Source organism: Histidinibacterium aquaticum (genome assembly GCF_008710275.1).
Lineage (GTDB): Bacteria > Pseudomonadota > Alphaproteobacteria > Rhodobacterales > Rhodobacteraceae > Oceanicola > Oceanicola aquaticus.
The window spans coordinates 361,465-377,674 of sequence record NZ_VYQE01000003.1 but is presented as its reverse complement, the minus strand read 5'-3'; the positions used below and the strand labels follow the sequence as shown (position 1 = coordinate 377,674).

The following is a 16,210-nucleotide window of genomic DNA, read 5'->3' as shown; positions in this document are numbered from 1 at the left end:
GCGGCAGGCTCCGGTGCGGCCGTTCGGACGATGGACACCGGCGGCGCGTCAGCTAGGGTGAGGGCAAGACTTCCAGGGAGCCGCCACCATGCAGAAATTCGGCAAGAGCCAGCCCGTCAAGCGGGTCGAAGACGTCCGCTTCCTGACCGGGCACGGCCGCTACATCGATGACATCGCACCGAAAGATGCGCTCTTCGCCGTCGTGGTCCGCTCGCCGGTGGCGCATGGCCGGATCACCGGGCTCGACGTCTCCGAGGCGCGGGAAGCGCCGGGCGTTCACCTCGTCCTGACGCTGGCCGACCTGGAGGAGGCGGGCCTCGACCCGACGCTCGAGACCGATCCGATCGACACCATCGACGGGGGCGAGGGCATTGCGCCAGAGCGCCCGATCCTCGCCCGCGACAAGGTCCGCTTCGTGGGCGATCCTGTCGCCTTCGTCGTGGCCGAGAGCCTGGCCGAAGCGCGCGACGCCGCCGAGATGGTGGAGCTCGACATCGACGACCTTCCGGCCCACGTCGTGGCCGAGGCGGGCGGCGAGCCGCTCTACGACGAGGCGCCCGACAACCGCGCCTTCGAGTTCGGCCTGGGCGACGAGGCCACGGTAGACGCCGCGATCCGCGACGCCGCCCATGTCGTGCGCTGCCGGGTCGAGGACAACCGGATTATCGTCAACTCCATGGAGCCCCGCGGCTGCTACGCCGAGATCGAGGGCAACCGCCTGCACCTGGCGCTGGGCGGGCAGGGGGTCTGGGGCACCAAGGACAACCTCTCCCGGATGCTGAAGCTCGACCGCGACGATATCCGCGTAACCACGCCCGACGTGGGCGGCGGTTTCGGCATGAAGGGCGCGGACTATCCCGAGTACGCGCTCGTCGCCCATGCCGCCCGCACCCTTGGCCGGCCCGTCCGCTGGATCGCCGACCGGACCGAGTCCATGCTCACCGACAACGGCGGGCGCGACCTCGTCTCGACCGCGACGCTCGCCTTCGACGCCGAGCACCGGATCACCGCCTACCGGGTCGACACGACCTGCAACCTCGGCGCCAACAATTCCGACTACGCCCAGCACATCCAGACCGAGCTCTTCTCCAAGGTGATGTGCGGCACCTACGCGATCCCCGCCGCCTGGCTGCACGTCGAGGGGTTCTTCACAAACACCGTGCAGACCGATGCCTATCGCGGCGCCGGCCGGCCCGAGGCGATCTTCGTGCTCGAGCGCTCGATGGATGCCGCGGCGCGCGAGCTGGGCCTCGACCCGCTGGAGCTCCGCCGCCGCAACTTCATTCCGCCCGATCGCTTCCCCTACACCTCCGCCACCGGCGTGACCTACGACGTGGGAGAGTTCGACCGCGTCCTGACCCGGACCGAGAGCGAGGCCGATCTCGCGGGCTTCGCCGCCCGGCGCAAGGCCTCCGAAGCTCAGGGGAAGCTGCGTGGCGTGGGGCTCTGCTACTACATCGAGAGCATCCTGGGCGACAAGAACGAGGACGCCCGCGTGGAGTTCGAGGCCGATGGCGGCGTCGCGCTCTTCGTCGGGACCCAGTCGAACGGGCAGGGACACGAGACGGTCTATGCCCGCTTCCTCGCTGACCAGACAGGCATCCCCGCCGAGCAGATCCGCGTGGTCCAGGGGGACAGCGACCTGATCGCGCGCGGCGGCGGCACCGGCGGCTCCCGTTCCGTGACCACCCAGAACAACGCGACCCTCGCGGCGGTCGGCGTGATGACCCGCCAGTTCGCCGAGTTCCTGGCCGACGAGGAGGGCGTCGACGCCGCCGAGATCAGCTTCGACGACGAGCGCTTCCGCATCCCGGGCTCGAACCTCACGCCGACGATGGTCGAGGTCGCCGAGATGGCCCGCGCGAAAGGCCGGGAGGATATCCTCACCATCCAGGCCACCGGCGAGCTGGAGCGGATGTCCTTCCCCAACGGCTGCCACGTCGCCGAGGTCGAGATCGACCCCGAGACCGGCAAGACCGAGCTCGTGAAATACACGGTGGTCGACGATTTCGGAAATCTCATCAACCCGTTGCTGGCCGAGGGCCAGGTTCACGGCGGGGTCGCGCAGGGCGTGGGCCAGACCCTGACCGAACGCGCGGTCTACGACTCCGAGGGTCAGCTTCTGACGGCGACCTTCATGGACTACGCCATGCCGCGCGCCTACGACCTGCCGATGATCGCCTTCCATTCCGAGCCCGTGCCCTCGAAGAACAACCCGATGGGCATGAAGGGCTGCGGCGAGGCCGGGACCGTCGGCGCGCTCGCCGCGGTGACCAACGCGGTGCAGGACGCGCTCTGGGATCGCGGCATTCGCGAGGTCCAGCCGCCTTTCACGCCGCAGCGTGTCTGGGAACTTCTGACCGGGGCGGAGCAGGGTGCGGCTGCGTGACCGACTCCTCGGCCTGTTCGGCCGTCGGCCGGTCGCGGCCGAGGGTCGGGGCCGCCACCGGGGGCCGGCCACCCATGTGATCGTGCTCGACGGCACGATGTCGTCGCTCGAGCCGGGGCACGAAACCAATGCGGGTGTCACCTTCAAGCTGCTGCGAGAGGTCGGGCGCTCGGCAAACCTCACGGTGCACTACGAGGCGGGCATCCAGTGGCGCGACTGGTCGACGACCGTCGACGTGATCGCCGGCCGGGGCATCGACCAGCAGATCCGCCGCGCCTACGGCACGCTCGCCTCCCGTTACCGGCCCGGCGACAGCATCTACCTCGTGGGCTTCTCGCGCGGCGCCTATGCCGTGCGCTCTCTCGCGGGGATCGTCGACTGCATCGGTCTCGTGCGCGCGCCGCGCGCCACCGTGCGCACCATCCGGCAGGCCTACCGGCACTACAGGAACGGCGGCCGCGGTCCGGTGGCCGAGGCCTTCCGCCGGCAGAACTGCCATCCTTCCGTGGAGATCGAGGCGATCGCCGTCTGGGACACGGTGAAATCCCTCGGCCTGCGCTTTCCGGGGGCCACGCATCTCGCCGAGGTCTCTCACCGCTTCCACAACCACGCGCTCGGTCCCGCGATCAAGCGCGGCTACCACGCGCTCGCGCTCGACGAGACGCGCGAGGCCTACAAGCCGGTGATGTGGCACACGCTGCCCGGATGGCCGGGCGAGATGGAGCAGGTCTGGTTCCGCGGCACCCACGGGGACGTGGGCGGACAGCTCGGCGGCTACGAGGCGGCGCGCCCGCTGGCCAATATCCCGCTGGTCTGGATGCTGGACCGGCTCGAGGGCTGCGGCATGTCGCTGCCCGAGGGCTGGCGCGACCGCTTTCCCTGCGACGTCACCGCGCCCTCGGTCGGCACCTGGCGGAGCTGGGGCAAGATCCTCATTTCGCGTAAGCCCCGCGTCGTGGGCCGCGACCCCTCCGAACGCCTGCACGAGACCGTCACCCAGCTCGGCGCCGCCGTTCGCGCGCCCGAGGCGAAGTCGGCGGGGGGCAAGCTTTCGCCCGCCCCTGCGGACTGAGATCAGGCCACTTCCTGCAGCGCGACCTTCGGCGAGAGCCCCAGCGCATGGCAGATGTCGCGCGTCAGCTCCGGCTTGTTGAGCGTGTAGAAGTGCAGGTGCTCGACGCCCTCCTCGAGCAGCTCGTCGCAGAGCTCCGTGGCCTGGGCACGGGCCAGCAGGTCGGCATGGCCGTCGCGGACGGCATGATCGAAGGCCTCGCGCAGCATCGGCGGGATCGCCGTGCCGCAGCTGGCCGCGAACTTCCGCACGCCCGTCCAGTTCTCGACCGGGAGGATACCAGGCACGACCGGCGCCTCGATCCCCGCCGCGGCGCAGGCGTCGCGGAAGCGCAGGAAGGTCTCCGCCTCGAAGAAGAACTGGGTGATCGCCCCGGTCGCGCCGGCGTCGATCTTGCGCTTGAGGTAATCCACGCAGGCCGCGCTGTCGGCTGCCTCGGGATGCGCCTCGGGGTAGGCGCCGACGTGGATCTCCTCGAAGCCGAGCCCGGAGAGCGCCTCGATCAGCTCCACCGAACTGCCAAAGCCGCCGGGGTGCGCGCGGAAGCCGCCCGAGCCCTTGGGCGGGTCGCCCCTGAGGGCCACGACGCGGGTCACGCCCGCCACGGCATAGCCGCGGGCGATCTCCAGCGTCTCCTCCCGCGTGGCATCCACGCAGGTCAGGTGCGCCGCGACCGGCAATCCGGAGGTCTTGTGAATCGTGGTGACGGCCTCGTGCGTCAGCTTCCGCGTCGTGCCGCCCGCGCCGTAGGTCACCGAGACGAACCTCGGGTCGAGCGGAGAGAGGGTCTGGACTGTGTCCCAGAGGCGGAAGGAAGCTTCGAGGCTCTTCGGCGGGAAGAATTCGAAGGAAACGGTAGGGGCGGGCATGGCGGTATCCTTGGCAGGTGTCCCGCACCTTGTCTCACCCGGCGCAGCGTGAGACAAATTCATAACCTTCACCACGATGATGAGCGAGATTGCATCATGCACATCGAGTTCCGGCATCTCCGGACGATCAAGGCGATCCACGACACCGGCGGGCTGGCCCGCGCGGCGGACGTGCTGAACATCACGCAGTCCGCCCTCAGCCACCAGATCAAGGGGATCGAGGACCAGGCCGGGGTCGAGCTCTTCGTGCGCCGCTCCAAGCCGCTCAAGCTTTCCGCCGCCGGGCAAAAACTGCTCGCCGCCGCCGAGGAGATCCTGCCCCGCGTCGCCGCGCTCGAGGCGGAGTTCGCGGGGCTCGTCCAAGGTTCGGCTGGCCGGCTGCACATCGCGATCGAATGCCACGCCTGTTTCGAGTGGCTCTTTCCGGTGCTCGAGGCCTTCCGCAAGGCCTGGCCCGAGGTCGACGTGGACATCCGGCCCGGCCTCGCCTTCGACGCTCTGCCCGCCCTGCGGCGCGAGCGGGTCGATCTCGTGGTCTCGTCGGACCCCGAGGAAATGCCGGACGTCACCTTCACCCCGCTCTTCGACTACGAGCCGGTCTTCGTGGCCTCGTCGCAGAACCCCTTGTCGCAGAAGCGGTTTATCGAGGCGGAGGATTTCCGCGACCAAACGCTCATCACCTACCCGGTCGTGCGCGAAAGACTCGACGTCTTCACCGAGCTGCTTCTGCCCGCGCGGGTGGAGCCGAAGGCCCTCCGGCAGGCGGAATTGACCGCGGTGATCCTGATGCTGGTCGCCTCGAACCGAGGCGTGTCGGTGCTGCCCGACTGGGTGGTCCGGCAGGTGCGCACCAGCTCGGACTACGTGACCCGCCCCCTGACGGAGTCGGGCCTGACCAAGCGGCTCTACGCGGCGGTGCGCTCCGACGAGACGTCGAAGCCCTACATGGCGCATTTCATGCGCCTCGCGAAACAGGAAGCCGTCAAGCTCCAGCGCGCGTAGGGGCCGCAACACCGCGCACGTAGGGTGGGTTTCAACCCACCGCGGCACCGCACCACCGCGCACTCGTAGGGTGGGTCTCAACCCACCGCCACCTGACGCGAAGGCGCCCCACCCACCGGGCAGGGCGCTTCGGAGATCACTCCGCCGCGACGATCTCGCCGCAGGCGATCCGGTCGCCGGCCGCGCCGGAGGGCTGGCTCTCGTAGTCGTCGACGCCCTGGTGGACGATGAAGGCCGCGCCGTCCTCGTCGGCGAGCATGTCCTCGGTGATACGCTCGTTGAAGTACTCCACCTGGATCACGCCGTTTTCGCCGGCCATGGCGTTTGGCAGGTCGCCCGGGTGCGGGCCGCCCTCGGCCATCACGCCGTGATCGGCATCACCGGCGATGTGCCCGCCGGCGGAGGTGAAGTCGGCGGCAGAACAGTCGCCGGTTTCGTGGAAGTGCACGCCGTGCTCGCCCGACGGCACGCCGAAGAGATCGAGCGTCACCAGCCACTGGCCCGAGGCCGTCGGCTGCAGCGTGACGGTGCCGTGATCCTGGCCGTCGAGTCCGCGGACGTCGGCCTCGTAGCCCGACATCTCGTGTTCGGCGGCAAGAGCGGGCAGGGCGACGAGGGCCGTCGCGGCGGCGAGAAGAGTCGGTTTCATGGTTGCTCCAATCCTTCCGTGTCCCCTCTCCAGCCAACACCCCCTGCGGCACCGGGTTCCGCTCGCGCGGCCTTGCAAAACGGCGCTTGGGTTCCCATAACCGGCCCGAGACCATGAAGGGGTGAGCCATGCGCGCACGCATCTACAGACCGGCCCGGACGGCCATGTCCTCGGGCTCCGCCAAGACCCGGAAATGGGTGCTGGATTTCCCCAATCAGACCGGCCGCGAGGTCGATCCGCTCATGGGCTGGACGTCGTCCGCCGACACCCAGAGCCAGGTGCGTCTGACCTTCGATACCAAGGAAGAGGCGGTCGCCTACGCCGAGGAGCACGGCATCGACGCGGTCGTGAAGGATCCGAACGTGCGCGGCGCCAACGTGCGCCCCGGCGGCTACGCCGAGAACTTTGCCAGCAACCGCCGCGGGGCGTGGACGCATTAGGGACGTGCGAAATCGCGTGGGTTGGGTGGGTTAGAAACCCACCCTACAGGCACGCAGGGTGGGTTTTTGAACCACCACACCGCCGTACGACCGTCCGCAAGGTGGGTTTTCAACCCACCACCACCCCTCAATAATCCCGCTCGAAGAAGATCCCGATCGAGGTCTCGCCGTCGTTGCCGACGCTGCCGGTGGCGGTGAGATTCGGCGTGATGTCGAGGTTGAGGTCGATGCGCGTGTCGCCCTCGCTGTCGATCTCCACGTCGGTGTAGATGTTTTCGCTGATGTAGGTGCCCACGCGAACGGCGGCATTGCCGTCCTCGTCCGTGGTCACGTCCAGGTCGTCCACCCCCAGCCGGTCGCGAATGCCGCCGATGAAGCCGCCGCCGCGCCCGGCAAGCGTGCTCACGGCCGAGGCGAGCTGCACCGCCTGCAGCGGCGTGATCTCCGAGACGTTCCGCCCGAAGAGCAGGCGCGAGATCACCTCGTCCTCCGGCAGGTCGGGCGAGCTTTCGAAGACCACCTCGGGGTCGGAGGCCGGGCCCTGCAGGATGATCCGGATCTGCGTGCCGTCGGGCGAGGTCGATTCGGCGACCAGCCGCAGGACGGGGGTGAAGTCGCCCTCCAGCCGCGCCGAGCCCTCGGTCAGCTGGAAGCCCTGGCTCAGAACGTCGATCCGGCCGCGCTGCAGCTCGAAGCTCCCGACCGGGACGATGTCGCCCGTCGTGCCCTGGAGGGTGAGCTGCCCGCCCAGTTCGGCGTCGAGTCCACGTCCGCGCACGAAGATCTGCGAGGGTGCGCTGATGGTGATGTCGAGCGGGAAGCCCCCGCCGCCTCCATCGGAGTCGCCTCCCTCGCCCTCGGCCTCCGTTCCGCGCAGGGTGAGCCCGGCGCGGTTGAGCGTGAGCTGCACGTCCTGCGGCGTGCCGGTGTGGCGCACCTCCGGGATCTCGCCCAGACCGCCCACCAGCGAGGAGGGAATGCGGATCTCGGTCCGGCCGAGTGCCAGGTCCCCGGCGATCACGGCGCCGCCCGCGAGAGGCCCCTCGATCGAGAGTTGGCCGTTCACGACGGTCTCGTAGAGGGTCGGATCCTGGATCACGACTTGGTTCAGCCCGATGTCGAGCCCCGCCGTGAAGGGGGACGAGAGCGAGATCGGCCCGCCCGCCGTGATCGTTCCGCCCGCCGGCGTGGTCGCGGAGAGGTCCACCTGGGCCTGGCCGCCGGAAAGCGAGATGCCGCCGTCGATGCTCTCGATGGCCTGCCCCAGCCGCGGGTCGGTGAACCGCCCGCCGCTGATCTGGACGGTCCCGGACACGCCCTGCAGCGAGGGCTGGGTGACCGAGAGGTCGAAGCTCGCATCGCCCGACAGCCTGCGCGGAGAGATGAATGCGTTCACCAGCCCGAGCGGCGCGCTGCCGGTCACGTCGAGGTTCAGCCCCTGCGCCCCCGCGACGGTCCCGTCGATCTGCGCCTCGACGCCGCCCGCACCCGAGACGTCCGTGTCGACCCGCCAGGCGCCGTTGACGGCGGTGGCTGTGCCCTCCGCGGTCACGGGGCCAGAGAAGTCGGGCACGAAGAGCCCGATATCCGCGAGCCGGGCGGAATAATCTGCCGTGACGCTGCCGCCCGAGGTCGAGAGCGAGGCGTCCGCGGTGAGCTGCGGCAGGTCGAGGTCGAGCGACTGCACGACGATCTGTCCCTCCGAACCGCGCGAGACTTCGGCCGAGACCGTACCCGGCCCCCGCAGCAGACGGTCCGCCGCGTCGATCCCGATCCCGAGATCCGTGGTGCGTGCGTCGACGGCGAGGTCGAAAGCCCCGGAGAGCGGCGCGACGGTGCCCGAGGCGTCGAGCGAGACCGAACCGCGAACCGGACGGCCCACGAGAGGCGCGAAGGGCTGGAGCGAGGACACGGTGGCCGAAAGGCTGCCCTGCGTAAGGTAATCCTGCTCGGGCGGCGCGACGGTGGCGTCGAGGCTGGCCCGCGCGGATGGTGCGGTAATCTCCGCCACCACGTCGACCGAGCCGTCGGCCAGCTGGTCGGCATCCGCCGTCAGCGTCGCCGGTCCGGAAAGACCGTCGAGCAGCAGCCCGGCATCCTCGACCCGGGCCTCGATCCGGCCCTCCCGTGTCTCCTCGCCCAACTGCACCTGCCCGGAGGCGGTGAGCTGCGGCGTGGCGAGGTCGAGATCGCGGACGGTGATCCCGCCCTCGTCGCGCGCGGCCTCCAGGCTGAGCCGGCCGGTGCCGTCGATCAGCGGGTCGAGGCGCTCGATCCCGGTCTCGAGGTTCTGCGTGGTTCCGGAAACCGTCAGGTCGAAGAACTGTGTCAGCGGTTGGACCGTGCCCTCGGCGGTCAGTTGAACCGCGCCGGAGAGCGGCCGGCCCGCGATATCCGCGAAGGGCGCGAGCGAAGCGACGTCCACCGAGAATGTGCCGGTGGTCTCGTAGTCCTGTTCCGGCGGTGCCACGTCGGCGTCGATCTGCACATTGGCCTGCGGCGCGCGGATCTCGGCGACCACGTCGGCCGTGCCGTCCGCCTGCTGGTCGGCTGTGGCCGTCAGCGTGGCGGGCCCGGAGAGTTCGTCGAGCAGCAGGCCCACGTCCTCCAGCCGCGCCTCGATCCGGCCTTCGCGCGTCTCCTCGCCCAGTTCGGCGGTGCCCGAGGCGGTGATCTGCGGCGTGGCGAGGTCGAAGTCCCGCAGGGTGATCCCGCTATCGTCGCGCGCGGCATCCAGCGTCAGACGACCCGCGCCGTCGAGCAGCGGGTCGAGCCGTTCGATGCCGGTCTCGAGGTCCTGCGTCGTGGCGGAGACCTGCAGGTCGAAGAACCGCCGGGTCGGATCGACGCTGCCCTCGGCGGTCAGTTCGATCGCGCCCGAGATCGGGCGTCCGGCGAGCTCGGCATAGGGGGCCAGCGAGTCGATGTCGGCGGTCACCGTTCCCGTCGTGGTGTAGCCCTGCTCGGGCGGGGCGACGATGGCGTCGATCTGCGCGGTGGCCTCGGGGGCCGTCAGCTGCATGTCGACGTCGATGGAGCCGTCCGGCGACCGGTCCGCGCTGCCGGTGAGTGTCGCGGGGCCCGAGAGATCGTCGAGGACCAGACCCACCTCGGCGATCCGCGCGTCGATGTCGGCGCTCAGGGTGTTGGTCCCCACCATGACGTCTCCCGTCGCCTCCACCTGGTCGGTGGTCAGGGAGAATTCGTCGACCTCCAGCGTGGCCTCGGTCCGGGTGGCGGTGAAGGAGATGCGGCCGTCGCCGCCGATGAGCGGGTCGACCCGCTCGATCCCGAGTGCGAGGTCCTGCGTCGTCCCGCCGACGGCGAGATCGAAGAGACGGTCGAGCGGGCTCACCTGGCCCGAGATCGTCAGGTCCGCCGCCCCGTTTAGTTCGCGCCCCGCGAGGTCGGAGTAGGGGGCGAGGTCCTCGACATCGGCCTGGAGCGTCAGCTCCGTCTGGTATCCATCCTCTTCGGACTGGGTCGTGCCGGTCACGGCGAGGTCGGCATCCTGGCTGACGAGGGTGATGTCGAAGTCCGTCACCTCCTCCTCGCTGCGGTCGGCGACCACGGTCAGCGTCCCGGGACCCGAGAGCTCACTGGAGATGAGGCCCAGCTCCTCGATCCGCGCGTCGAGGTCGATGTCGGCGACCGTGCTGGTGATGAAGGCCGAGCCCGTGGCCTCGACCTGCGGCGTCGTGACCTCGAGCCGCTCGATCCGCGTCCCCTCGAGGTCGCGCGAGGCCTCGAGCGCCACCACGCCTTCGCCGTCGAGCAGCGGGTCGATGCGGTCGATGCCGATGGCGAGGTCCATGGTTTCCGCGTCGAGCGCGATGTCGAAAATTCCGTCGAGCGGCTGGACGGTACCCGAGATGCTGACCGCACCGTCGCCGCCGAGGTCGGTCCCCGCCAGCGTCGAGAAGCGGCCGAAGCTCTCGGCCTCGGCGCTGGCGTCGAAGCTGATGACGGTCGCCTCGCCGGTCTCCAGCGTTGCGGTGGCGCTCGCCTCGATTCCGGCACCGGAAAGCTCAAGCGACTCCAGCCGGACCGGCTCGGGGTCGTTGAAGGTCAGCGCAGCCGAGCCGGTGATGTCGTCGCCGAGCGCCTCGCCCAGGGCGGGGTCGTCGAGCTCGATGCCGGAGGCGGTGAAGCTGATGTCGGCGGTGCCCACGGCATCGGCCAGCCCTTCGCCGCCGCGGATCACGCCGTCGCCGAAAATGGAGACGGATGGCAGCAGCAGGCCGGGGCGCTCGTAGCCTTCGAGCATGGCGAAACCCGACCACTCCTCGCCCTCGGACCGGTCGAAGGCGAGGAAAATCTCGCCGCCGTCAACGTAGGTCTTGGGGCCGGGGAGGGGCAGCAAGAGGCGATCCTCGCCGTCGCCGAGCTGACCGTCGAGCGAGAAGCGTACCGGCACGCCGCGCTCGTCGAGCAGCAGATTGCCCTCGATGCCGATCTGGGCCGCCTGGAGCGAGAACTCTGGGACCTCGACCGAACCGTCCGCCCGCTGGTTTACCTCGGCCACGAGGCTGACGTCGTCGCCGAAGAAACCCTGGTATTCCGGAGCCAGCAGCGCGGCCACGTCGCCTTGCACGTCCACGTCGATCTGGCGCGCGGGGGCGCCGAGGCTGCCGTCCTCGGTTTCGGCGCGCGTGGTCGCCAGCTCGAACGAGCCGCTGACGCGCTCCTCGCCCGCCGTCGCGAGCGTGAGGTTCGCGGTATAGTCGTCGATCGGGCCGGTGCCCTCGACCGCGAGCCGAAGGGAGGGCTCGCCGGGGATGCCGAGGCGACTGGCGACGATGCCGCCTTCGCCTTCCTCCACCAGAAGATCGAGCGCCAGAACGCGGGTTTCGTTGGAGAACTCGCCGGTCAGCTCGACCCGGCCTTCCTCGCCGTCGATCCGCTCGGCGACGATGCTGGCGGTGCCCTCGCCGTCGGCGAGGCTCGCCTGGCCCTCCATGGAAATCACCACCGGCTCGCCGATGAAGAACTCGCCCAGCTCGAAGCGGTCGACGGAGAAGTCGCCGATCTGCACCGAGACCGGCAGCTCCGGCAGGGAGAAGAGAGAGGCTTCGGCCTCGGGCAGGTCCACCTCGGGGCCGCCTTCCGGCGCGCGGAGAACAGAGATGCGGCCGGCGGTCAGGGCCTCGACATCGACCCGCCGCCGCAGCAGCGCGGAGCGGTTCCAGTCAAGCCGCAGGTCCTCGGCCTCCAGCCAGACGCCCTGCTCGTCGGAGATCGTGATGCTCTCGATGGTGGCCTCGGAGGACAGCGCCCCCTCGAAGCCGCGAATCCGCACGTCGCGGCCCGCGCTCGACAGGTTGTCCTGCAGGAGCCGCGTGAGATAGCCCACGTCATCCTCGCCCGCGCCCTGCGACAGGCCGAACTGAGCGAGGGCCGCGGCGGGCTGGAGGAAAAGAAGGAGGCAGAAGAGCCGGAAAAGCTGTCTCAAAACGCCTGTCCAATCCCGATGTAGACCTGAACGCTGCCATAGGCGTCATCGCCCGTGACGGGCGTCGCGATGTCGAGCCGGATCGGCCCGATGCCGGTGTCGTAGCGAATGCCGAGGCCCGCGCCAGCGTGGTAGGGGTCGTCGGGCTCCGGCACCTCGCCCGATCCGACCTGGCCCACGTCGTAGAAGCCCACGGCCTCCAGGTTGTTGCGCACGCCGATCCGCGCCTCGAGCTGGGCGCCGAGAAAGGAGGTGCCACCCACTTCCGCGCCGTCCCGCATGACGCCCAGCGACTGGTACTCCTGCCCGCGCACGGTCCCGCCGCCGCCCGAGTAGAACAGGAAGTCCTGCGGCGCGCTGTCGGCGGAGGCGCCGATGATGGCGCCGTACTGCAGCCGCCCGGCGAAGGTGAAGCGGTCATCCGCGCCGAAGCTGCGATAGCCGCGCAGGTCTGTATAGAGTCGGCCACCGTCGTCCGCATTCTCGAGCCCAAGGAAGGGCGTCGCGGTTACGTCGGCGTAATAGCCGTTCTGCGCGTCGAGCTCGTTGTCCCTCCGGTCGAACTCCAGAGTCAGCGGCAGGGTCAGCAGCTGGTAGGTCACGTCGCGCAGCTCGGTCACGACCTCGCCGTAACGGTAGCCGACGCCGCCCGAGATCGTCAGGTCCTCGGTCACGAGGCGGCTGAGGCCGAGTTCGGCCTGCACCGCGCGCAGCTCGATCAGGTCGTCCTGCACGTCCTCGAACTCGAGGTTCGCGAAGAGGTCGTTATCCGGTCCGAAGGTGGCGGGGCGGCGGAAGTTGGCGGTCAGGCTGTAGTCGATGGCCTCCAAGTTTTCCCCGATCTGCGAGACTTCGCCCTCCACACGGAAGCGCTCGGCGCCGCCGAACAGGTTGCGGTGCAGCCAGAACGCCGAGGCGGTGAGACCGTCGATGGAGCTGACCTCGACGCCGAAGCCGAAGCGGCGGGGCTGCCGTTCGGCCACGTCGAGCAACATGGGCAGGGTCTGGTTCGGGCCGTTCTCCTCGGCCTCGCGGAGCACGACGGAGGAAAAGACGTCGGTGCGGCGGAGGCGGTTGGAGGCGGTCTCCACCTCGTCGGGGTCGTAGACCTGGCCGGTGGGCAGGCCCGCGATCTGGCGGATGCGCTCGGTGCGCACGGCCTCGTTGCCGCTGATGATGAGCGGTCCGAAGGTCAGGACGGGGCCGGGGTCCAGCGTCACGGTGACGTCGAGCTCTTCCTGCGGGTGGCGGGCGACGATGTCCTCGCCCACGACCTCGGCCCGCGCGCGGCCCTGCTGGCGCCAGCCGTCGAGGCCCGCGTTCACCGCCCTCCGGATCGGGGCGGTAAAGGCGCGCTCGCCCGAGCGGAAGGCCTCCGGCATCTCCGTGCCCTCGGCAAGGGGCGTGACGACGGCGCGGCCGAAGGTGAACTGGGGACCGCGGTCCACCTGCACGACGATGCGCTGGATGCTGGGCGGCGCGCCAAGCGGTGCGATGCTCGCGGCCTCGCGCCCGTCGATGTCGATGGAGACCGTGCCGCCGTAGTAGCCCGCGTTGTAGAGCGCCGTCTGCAGGCGACGGTAATCGGCCTGCGCGGCAGCGACGTAGTCCTGCGCCGTGGGCTGCTCTTCCTCTTCGAGCGCGAAGATCAGGGAGGCCTGGCGCAATTCTTCCTGGAGGCTCTCGCCGGCGTCGCCGGCGGCGAGGACGATCTGCTGGGCGGCGGCGGGCAGGGCGGAGAGCCCCAGGGCCAGAGCCGCGGCGGCGGCGGTGGCGCGGTAGTCGGATCGCAAGCGGTCTCTCCCGAATTCAGTGCCGTCACGGCAGGGAATTTCCGTCACCGTAGTGGAAGCCTTTCGGCGTTCCAATCAGCCGCGTGCGCGAGAGACGCCGCCAGTGCGCCTAGAGCACGCCCGCGAACGGGTCGTCTTCGTAATCGACGCGGGCGAGATAGAGCCCGCCCGGCGGGCAGACGGGCCCGCAGGCCGCACGATTCCTGGCCTCCAGCGCCGTTTTCACGTCCTCCGGCGTCCAGCTCCCGGCGCCGACCCGCTCCAGCGTGCCGACGAAACTCCTCACCTGGTTGTGAAGGAACGAGCGCGCCCTGACGTCGAACTGCAGCTCGGTGAAGCCGTCCGGCCGGGTGATCTCGTGTATATCGAGCCGTTCCAGCGTCTTCACCGGGCTGGCCGCCTGGCAGATGGAGGAGCGGAAAGTCGTGAAGTCGTGGTGGCCGATGAGGTGGGCCGCGCCCGTGCGCATCGCCTCGGCGTCGAGGACGTGGGGCACCTGCCAGACCTTTCCGCGCTCGGTGGTCATCGGTGCGCGGCGCGGAACCAGCCGGAAGAGGTAGCGGCGGCGGATGGCGGAGAAGCGCGCATGCCAGTCGTCCGGCACTTCGGCGCAGGCGGTGATGGCCACCGGCGCAGGCTTCATGTGGTAGTTGAGCGCCTCGGACAGCCGGAAGGGGTCCCAGGGCCGCTCCAGGTCCGCCTGGGCCACCTGTCCCAGCGCATGAACACCGGCATCGGTGCGGCCGGCTGCGGCGACCTTCGGATCGGTCTTCTGCAATTTCGCGAGCGCCGCTTCGAGCACGCCCTGAACGGTCGGCAGATCCTTCTGCCGTTGCCAGCCCGAGTAGGGGCCTCCGTCGTACTCCACGCGCATCGCGTATCTTGGCATCTCGCGACCCCTCCGCCGTCGGCTGGGAGATGTGCCAGACTTTCGGAGCGGAGGCGAGGGCAGGGCGGGGCGGTGGGACTCCGGCGTCAAACATGGCAAGGGTTGCTAATTCGCATAGGTTTACGCGGCCTTAACCGAGCGTTCGGGGCGCGCCGCCCACGCGCAACGCCCGGCGGCGCACTACACATCTGCAGGCGCGCCTCTTATCTAGCGGCGAAGTCACGAGGGGCAGGCACTTGGTTTTCACGTCGATCGCGGACGGCATCACCCGCAGCGTCGAGCAGGTTTCGGAACTGGCGACCTCGCCATTCACCGACCCGGTGATCCGGCTCGGCGTCACCGGCCTGTCCCGCGCGGGCAAGACCGTCTTCATTACTTCGCTGGTGGCGAACCTGCTGGACCGCGGGCGCATGCCCCAGCTCCGGGCGGCGAGCACGGGCGCGATCCGCACCGCCTACCTCCAGCCGCAGCCCGACGACACGATCCCCCGCTTCGACTACGAGGACCACATCGCCCGGCTCACCGCGAAGGAGCCGAACTGGCCCGAGGGGACGCGCCGCATCTCGGAGCTGCGCCTCTCGTTCCGGGTCCAGTCCTCGGGACTTCTCTCGGGGCTGCAGGGGCCGCGGACGGTCCATCTCGACATCGTGGACTACCCGGGCGAGTGGCTGCTCGATCTCGGGCTGATGGAAAAGGACTACGCCCAGTGGTCCGCCGACACGCTCAAGCGCATCGAGGCGCGAGGCGAAGCGAAGGATTACCTCGGCCAGATCGAGGGGATCGACCCCGCCGCGGAGCTGAGTGAGCCCGTGGCCAAGGCGCTGGCGGCCGGTTACACCGACTACCTGACCGTCGCCCGTGCGCGCGGCTGGTCCGACTGCACGCCGGGGCGCTTCCTGCTGCCGGGAGACCTCGAGGGCTCGCCCGTCCTGACCTTCGCGCCCCTGCGCCGGCCGGAGAACCCGGGCCGCAAGTCGCTCTGGCGCGAGTTCGAGCGACGCTACGAGAGTTACAAGCGCCACGTCGTGCGGCCCTTCTTCCGCGACCACTTTAGCCGGATCGACCGGCAGGTGGTGCTGGTCGACGTGCTGGGGGCGATCCACTCCGGCCCGCGGGCGGTCGAGGACATGCGCGCGGCGCTGGCCGACATCCTGGGCGCCTTCAACCCGGGGCGGAATTCCTTCCTCAGCCGCATCTTCCAGGGTCGCCGGGTCGAGCGCATTCTCTTCGCGGCCACCAAGGCCGATCACCTGCATCACACCCAGCACCCGAGGCTCACGGCGATCACCGAGGCGCTGCTGCGCGACGCGCGAGACAAGGCGGATTTCGCGGGGGCCAAGACCCGCGCTCTGTCCATCGCCTCGCTGCGCACGACCACCGAGGCCGAGATCGACCACGAGGGCGAGAAACTCGGCGTCGTGCGCGGGCGGCTGCTGGGCACGGGCAAGCCCGCGGCCTTCTACCCCGGCGACCTGCCGGAGGACCCCGCCCGCCTGCTCGCACCGGCACGGTCCGGCGAGGCGAAATGGCTGGACGCGGACTACGAGGTCATGAGCTTCGCTCCCGCGCCGCTGACGCTGGCCCCGGGAGAGGGACCGCCGCACATCCGGCTCGACCGGGCGGCGGAATTCCTCTTCGGCGACAGGCTCTGAGAG

10 protein-coding genes are annotated in these 16,210 nt (G+C 69.9%); 5 read left to right on the top strand and 5 right to left on the bottom strand.

What is annotated here, in order from left to right:
- The first annotated feature begins 88 nt into the window (after positions 1 to 88).
- Both F3S47_RS11300 and F3S47_RS11295 read left to right on the top strand, forming a co-directional pair.
- Entirely contained in the window at positions 89 to 2,389 is a 2,301-nt protein-coding gene (locus F3S47_RS11300) for a xanthine dehydrogenase family protein molybdopterin-binding subunit (RefSeq protein ID WP_150445369.1), read from the top strand.
- A complete protein-coding gene (locus F3S47_RS11295) occupies positions 2,376 to 3,461 on the top strand; it encodes a DUF2235 domain-containing protein (RefSeq protein ID WP_150445368.1) in 1,086 nt (361 codons plus the stop codon). The genes F3S47_RS11300 and F3S47_RS11295 overlap by 14 nt, the downstream gene beginning before the upstream one ends.
- A 2-nt stretch (positions 3,462 to 3,463) precedes the next feature.
- Here the strand turns inward: F3S47_RS11295 and metF are convergent, their stop codons facing one another.
- Positions 3,464 to 4,330, bottom strand: coding sequence for a methylenetetrahydrofolate reductase [NAD(P)H] (gene metF, locus F3S47_RS11290; protein WP_150445367.1), 867 nt, complete (start codon positions 4,328 to 4,330; stop codon positions 3,464 to 3,466).
- 96 nt (positions 4,331 to 4,426) lie between these two features.
- Between metF and F3S47_RS11285 the strand changes: the two genes are divergently transcribed.
- Entirely contained in the window at positions 4,427 to 5,332 is a 906-nt protein-coding gene (locus tag F3S47_RS11285; RefSeq protein WP_150445366.1) for a LysR family transcriptional regulator, read from the top strand.
- 136 nt (positions 5,333 to 5,468) lie between these two features.
- Here the strand turns inward: F3S47_RS11285 and F3S47_RS11280 are convergent, their stop codons facing one another.
- Positions 5,469 to 5,981 carry a superoxide dismutase family protein gene (locus F3S47_RS11280; protein ID WP_150445365.1) on the bottom strand — a complete coding sequence of 171 codons (513 nt, stop codon included), beginning with the start codon at positions 5,979 to 5,981 and terminating at the stop codon, positions 5,469 to 5,471.
- A gap of 128 nt (positions 5,982 to 6,109) precedes the next feature.
- Between F3S47_RS11280 and F3S47_RS11275 the strand changes: the two genes are divergently transcribed.
- The gene (locus F3S47_RS11275; protein ID WP_150445364.1) at positions 6,110 to 6,421 is read left to right on the top strand and encodes an ETC complex I subunit; all 312 of its coding nucleotides are present in this window, start codon (positions 6,110 to 6,112) and stop codon (positions 6,419 to 6,421) included.
- A gap of 127 nt (positions 6,422 to 6,548) precedes the next feature.
- Here the strand turns inward: F3S47_RS11275 and F3S47_RS11270 are convergent, their stop codons facing one another.
- From F3S47_RS11270 to truA, 3 genes are all read right to left on the bottom strand, one after another.
- The gene (locus tag F3S47_RS11270; protein ID WP_150445363.1) at positions 6,549 to 11,873 is read right to left on the bottom strand and encodes a translocation/assembly module TamB domain-containing protein; all 5,325 of its coding nucleotides are present in this window, start codon (positions 11,871 to 11,873) and stop codon (positions 6,549 to 6,551) included.
- Positions 11,870 to 13,666 carry an autotransporter assembly complex protein TamA gene (locus tag F3S47_RS11265; RefSeq protein WP_223877799.1) on the bottom strand — a complete coding sequence of 599 codons (1,797 nt, stop codon included), beginning with the start codon at positions 13,664 to 13,666 and terminating at the stop codon, positions 11,870 to 11,872. Before F3S47_RS11265 ends, F3S47_RS11270 begins: the two co-directional genes overlap by 4 nt.
- A 109-nt stretch (positions 13,667 to 13,775) precedes the next feature.
- A complete protein-coding gene (gene truA / locus F3S47_RS11260; protein ID WP_150445362.1) occupies positions 13,776 to 14,555 on the bottom strand; it encodes a tRNA pseudouridine(38-40) synthase TruA in 780 nt (259 codons plus the stop codon).
- A 236-nt stretch (positions 14,556 to 14,791) separates the two neighbouring features.
- Here truA and F3S47_RS11255 point away from each other — a divergent pair, with 236 nt between their 5' ends.
- Entirely contained in the window at positions 14,792 to 16,207 is a 1,416-nt protein-coding gene (locus F3S47_RS11255) for a YcjX family GTP-binding protein (protein ID WP_150445361.1), read from the top strand.
- Positions 16,208 to 16,210 lie beyond the last annotated feature (3 nt).

What these genes read in the sequence shown, in the direction of transcription:
- F3S47_RS11300 (WP_150445369.1), top strand. Translation starts at nt 89, where the DNA reads ATGCAGAAATTCGGCAAGAGCCAGCCCGTCAAGCGGGTCGAAGACGTC.
- metF (WP_150445367.1), bottom strand. Translation starts at nt 4,330, where the DNA reads ATGCCCGCCCCTACCGTTTCCTTCGAATTCTTCCCGCCGAAGAGCCTC.
- F3S47_RS11285 (WP_150445366.1), top strand. Translation starts at nt 4,427, where the DNA reads ATGCACATCGAGTTCCGGCATCTCCGGACGATCAAGGCGATCCACGAC.
- F3S47_RS11280 (WP_150445365.1), bottom strand. Translation starts at nt 5,981, where the DNA reads ATGAAACCGACTCTTCTCGCCGCCGCGACGGCCCTCGTCGCCCTGCCC.
- F3S47_RS11275 (WP_150445364.1), top strand. Translation starts at nt 6,110, where the DNA reads ATGCGCGCACGCATCTACAGACCGGCCCGGACGGCCATGTCCTCGGGC.
- truA (WP_150445362.1), bottom strand. Translation starts at nt 14,555, where the DNA reads ATGCCAAGATACGCGATGCGCGTGGAGTACGACGGAGGCCCCTACTCG.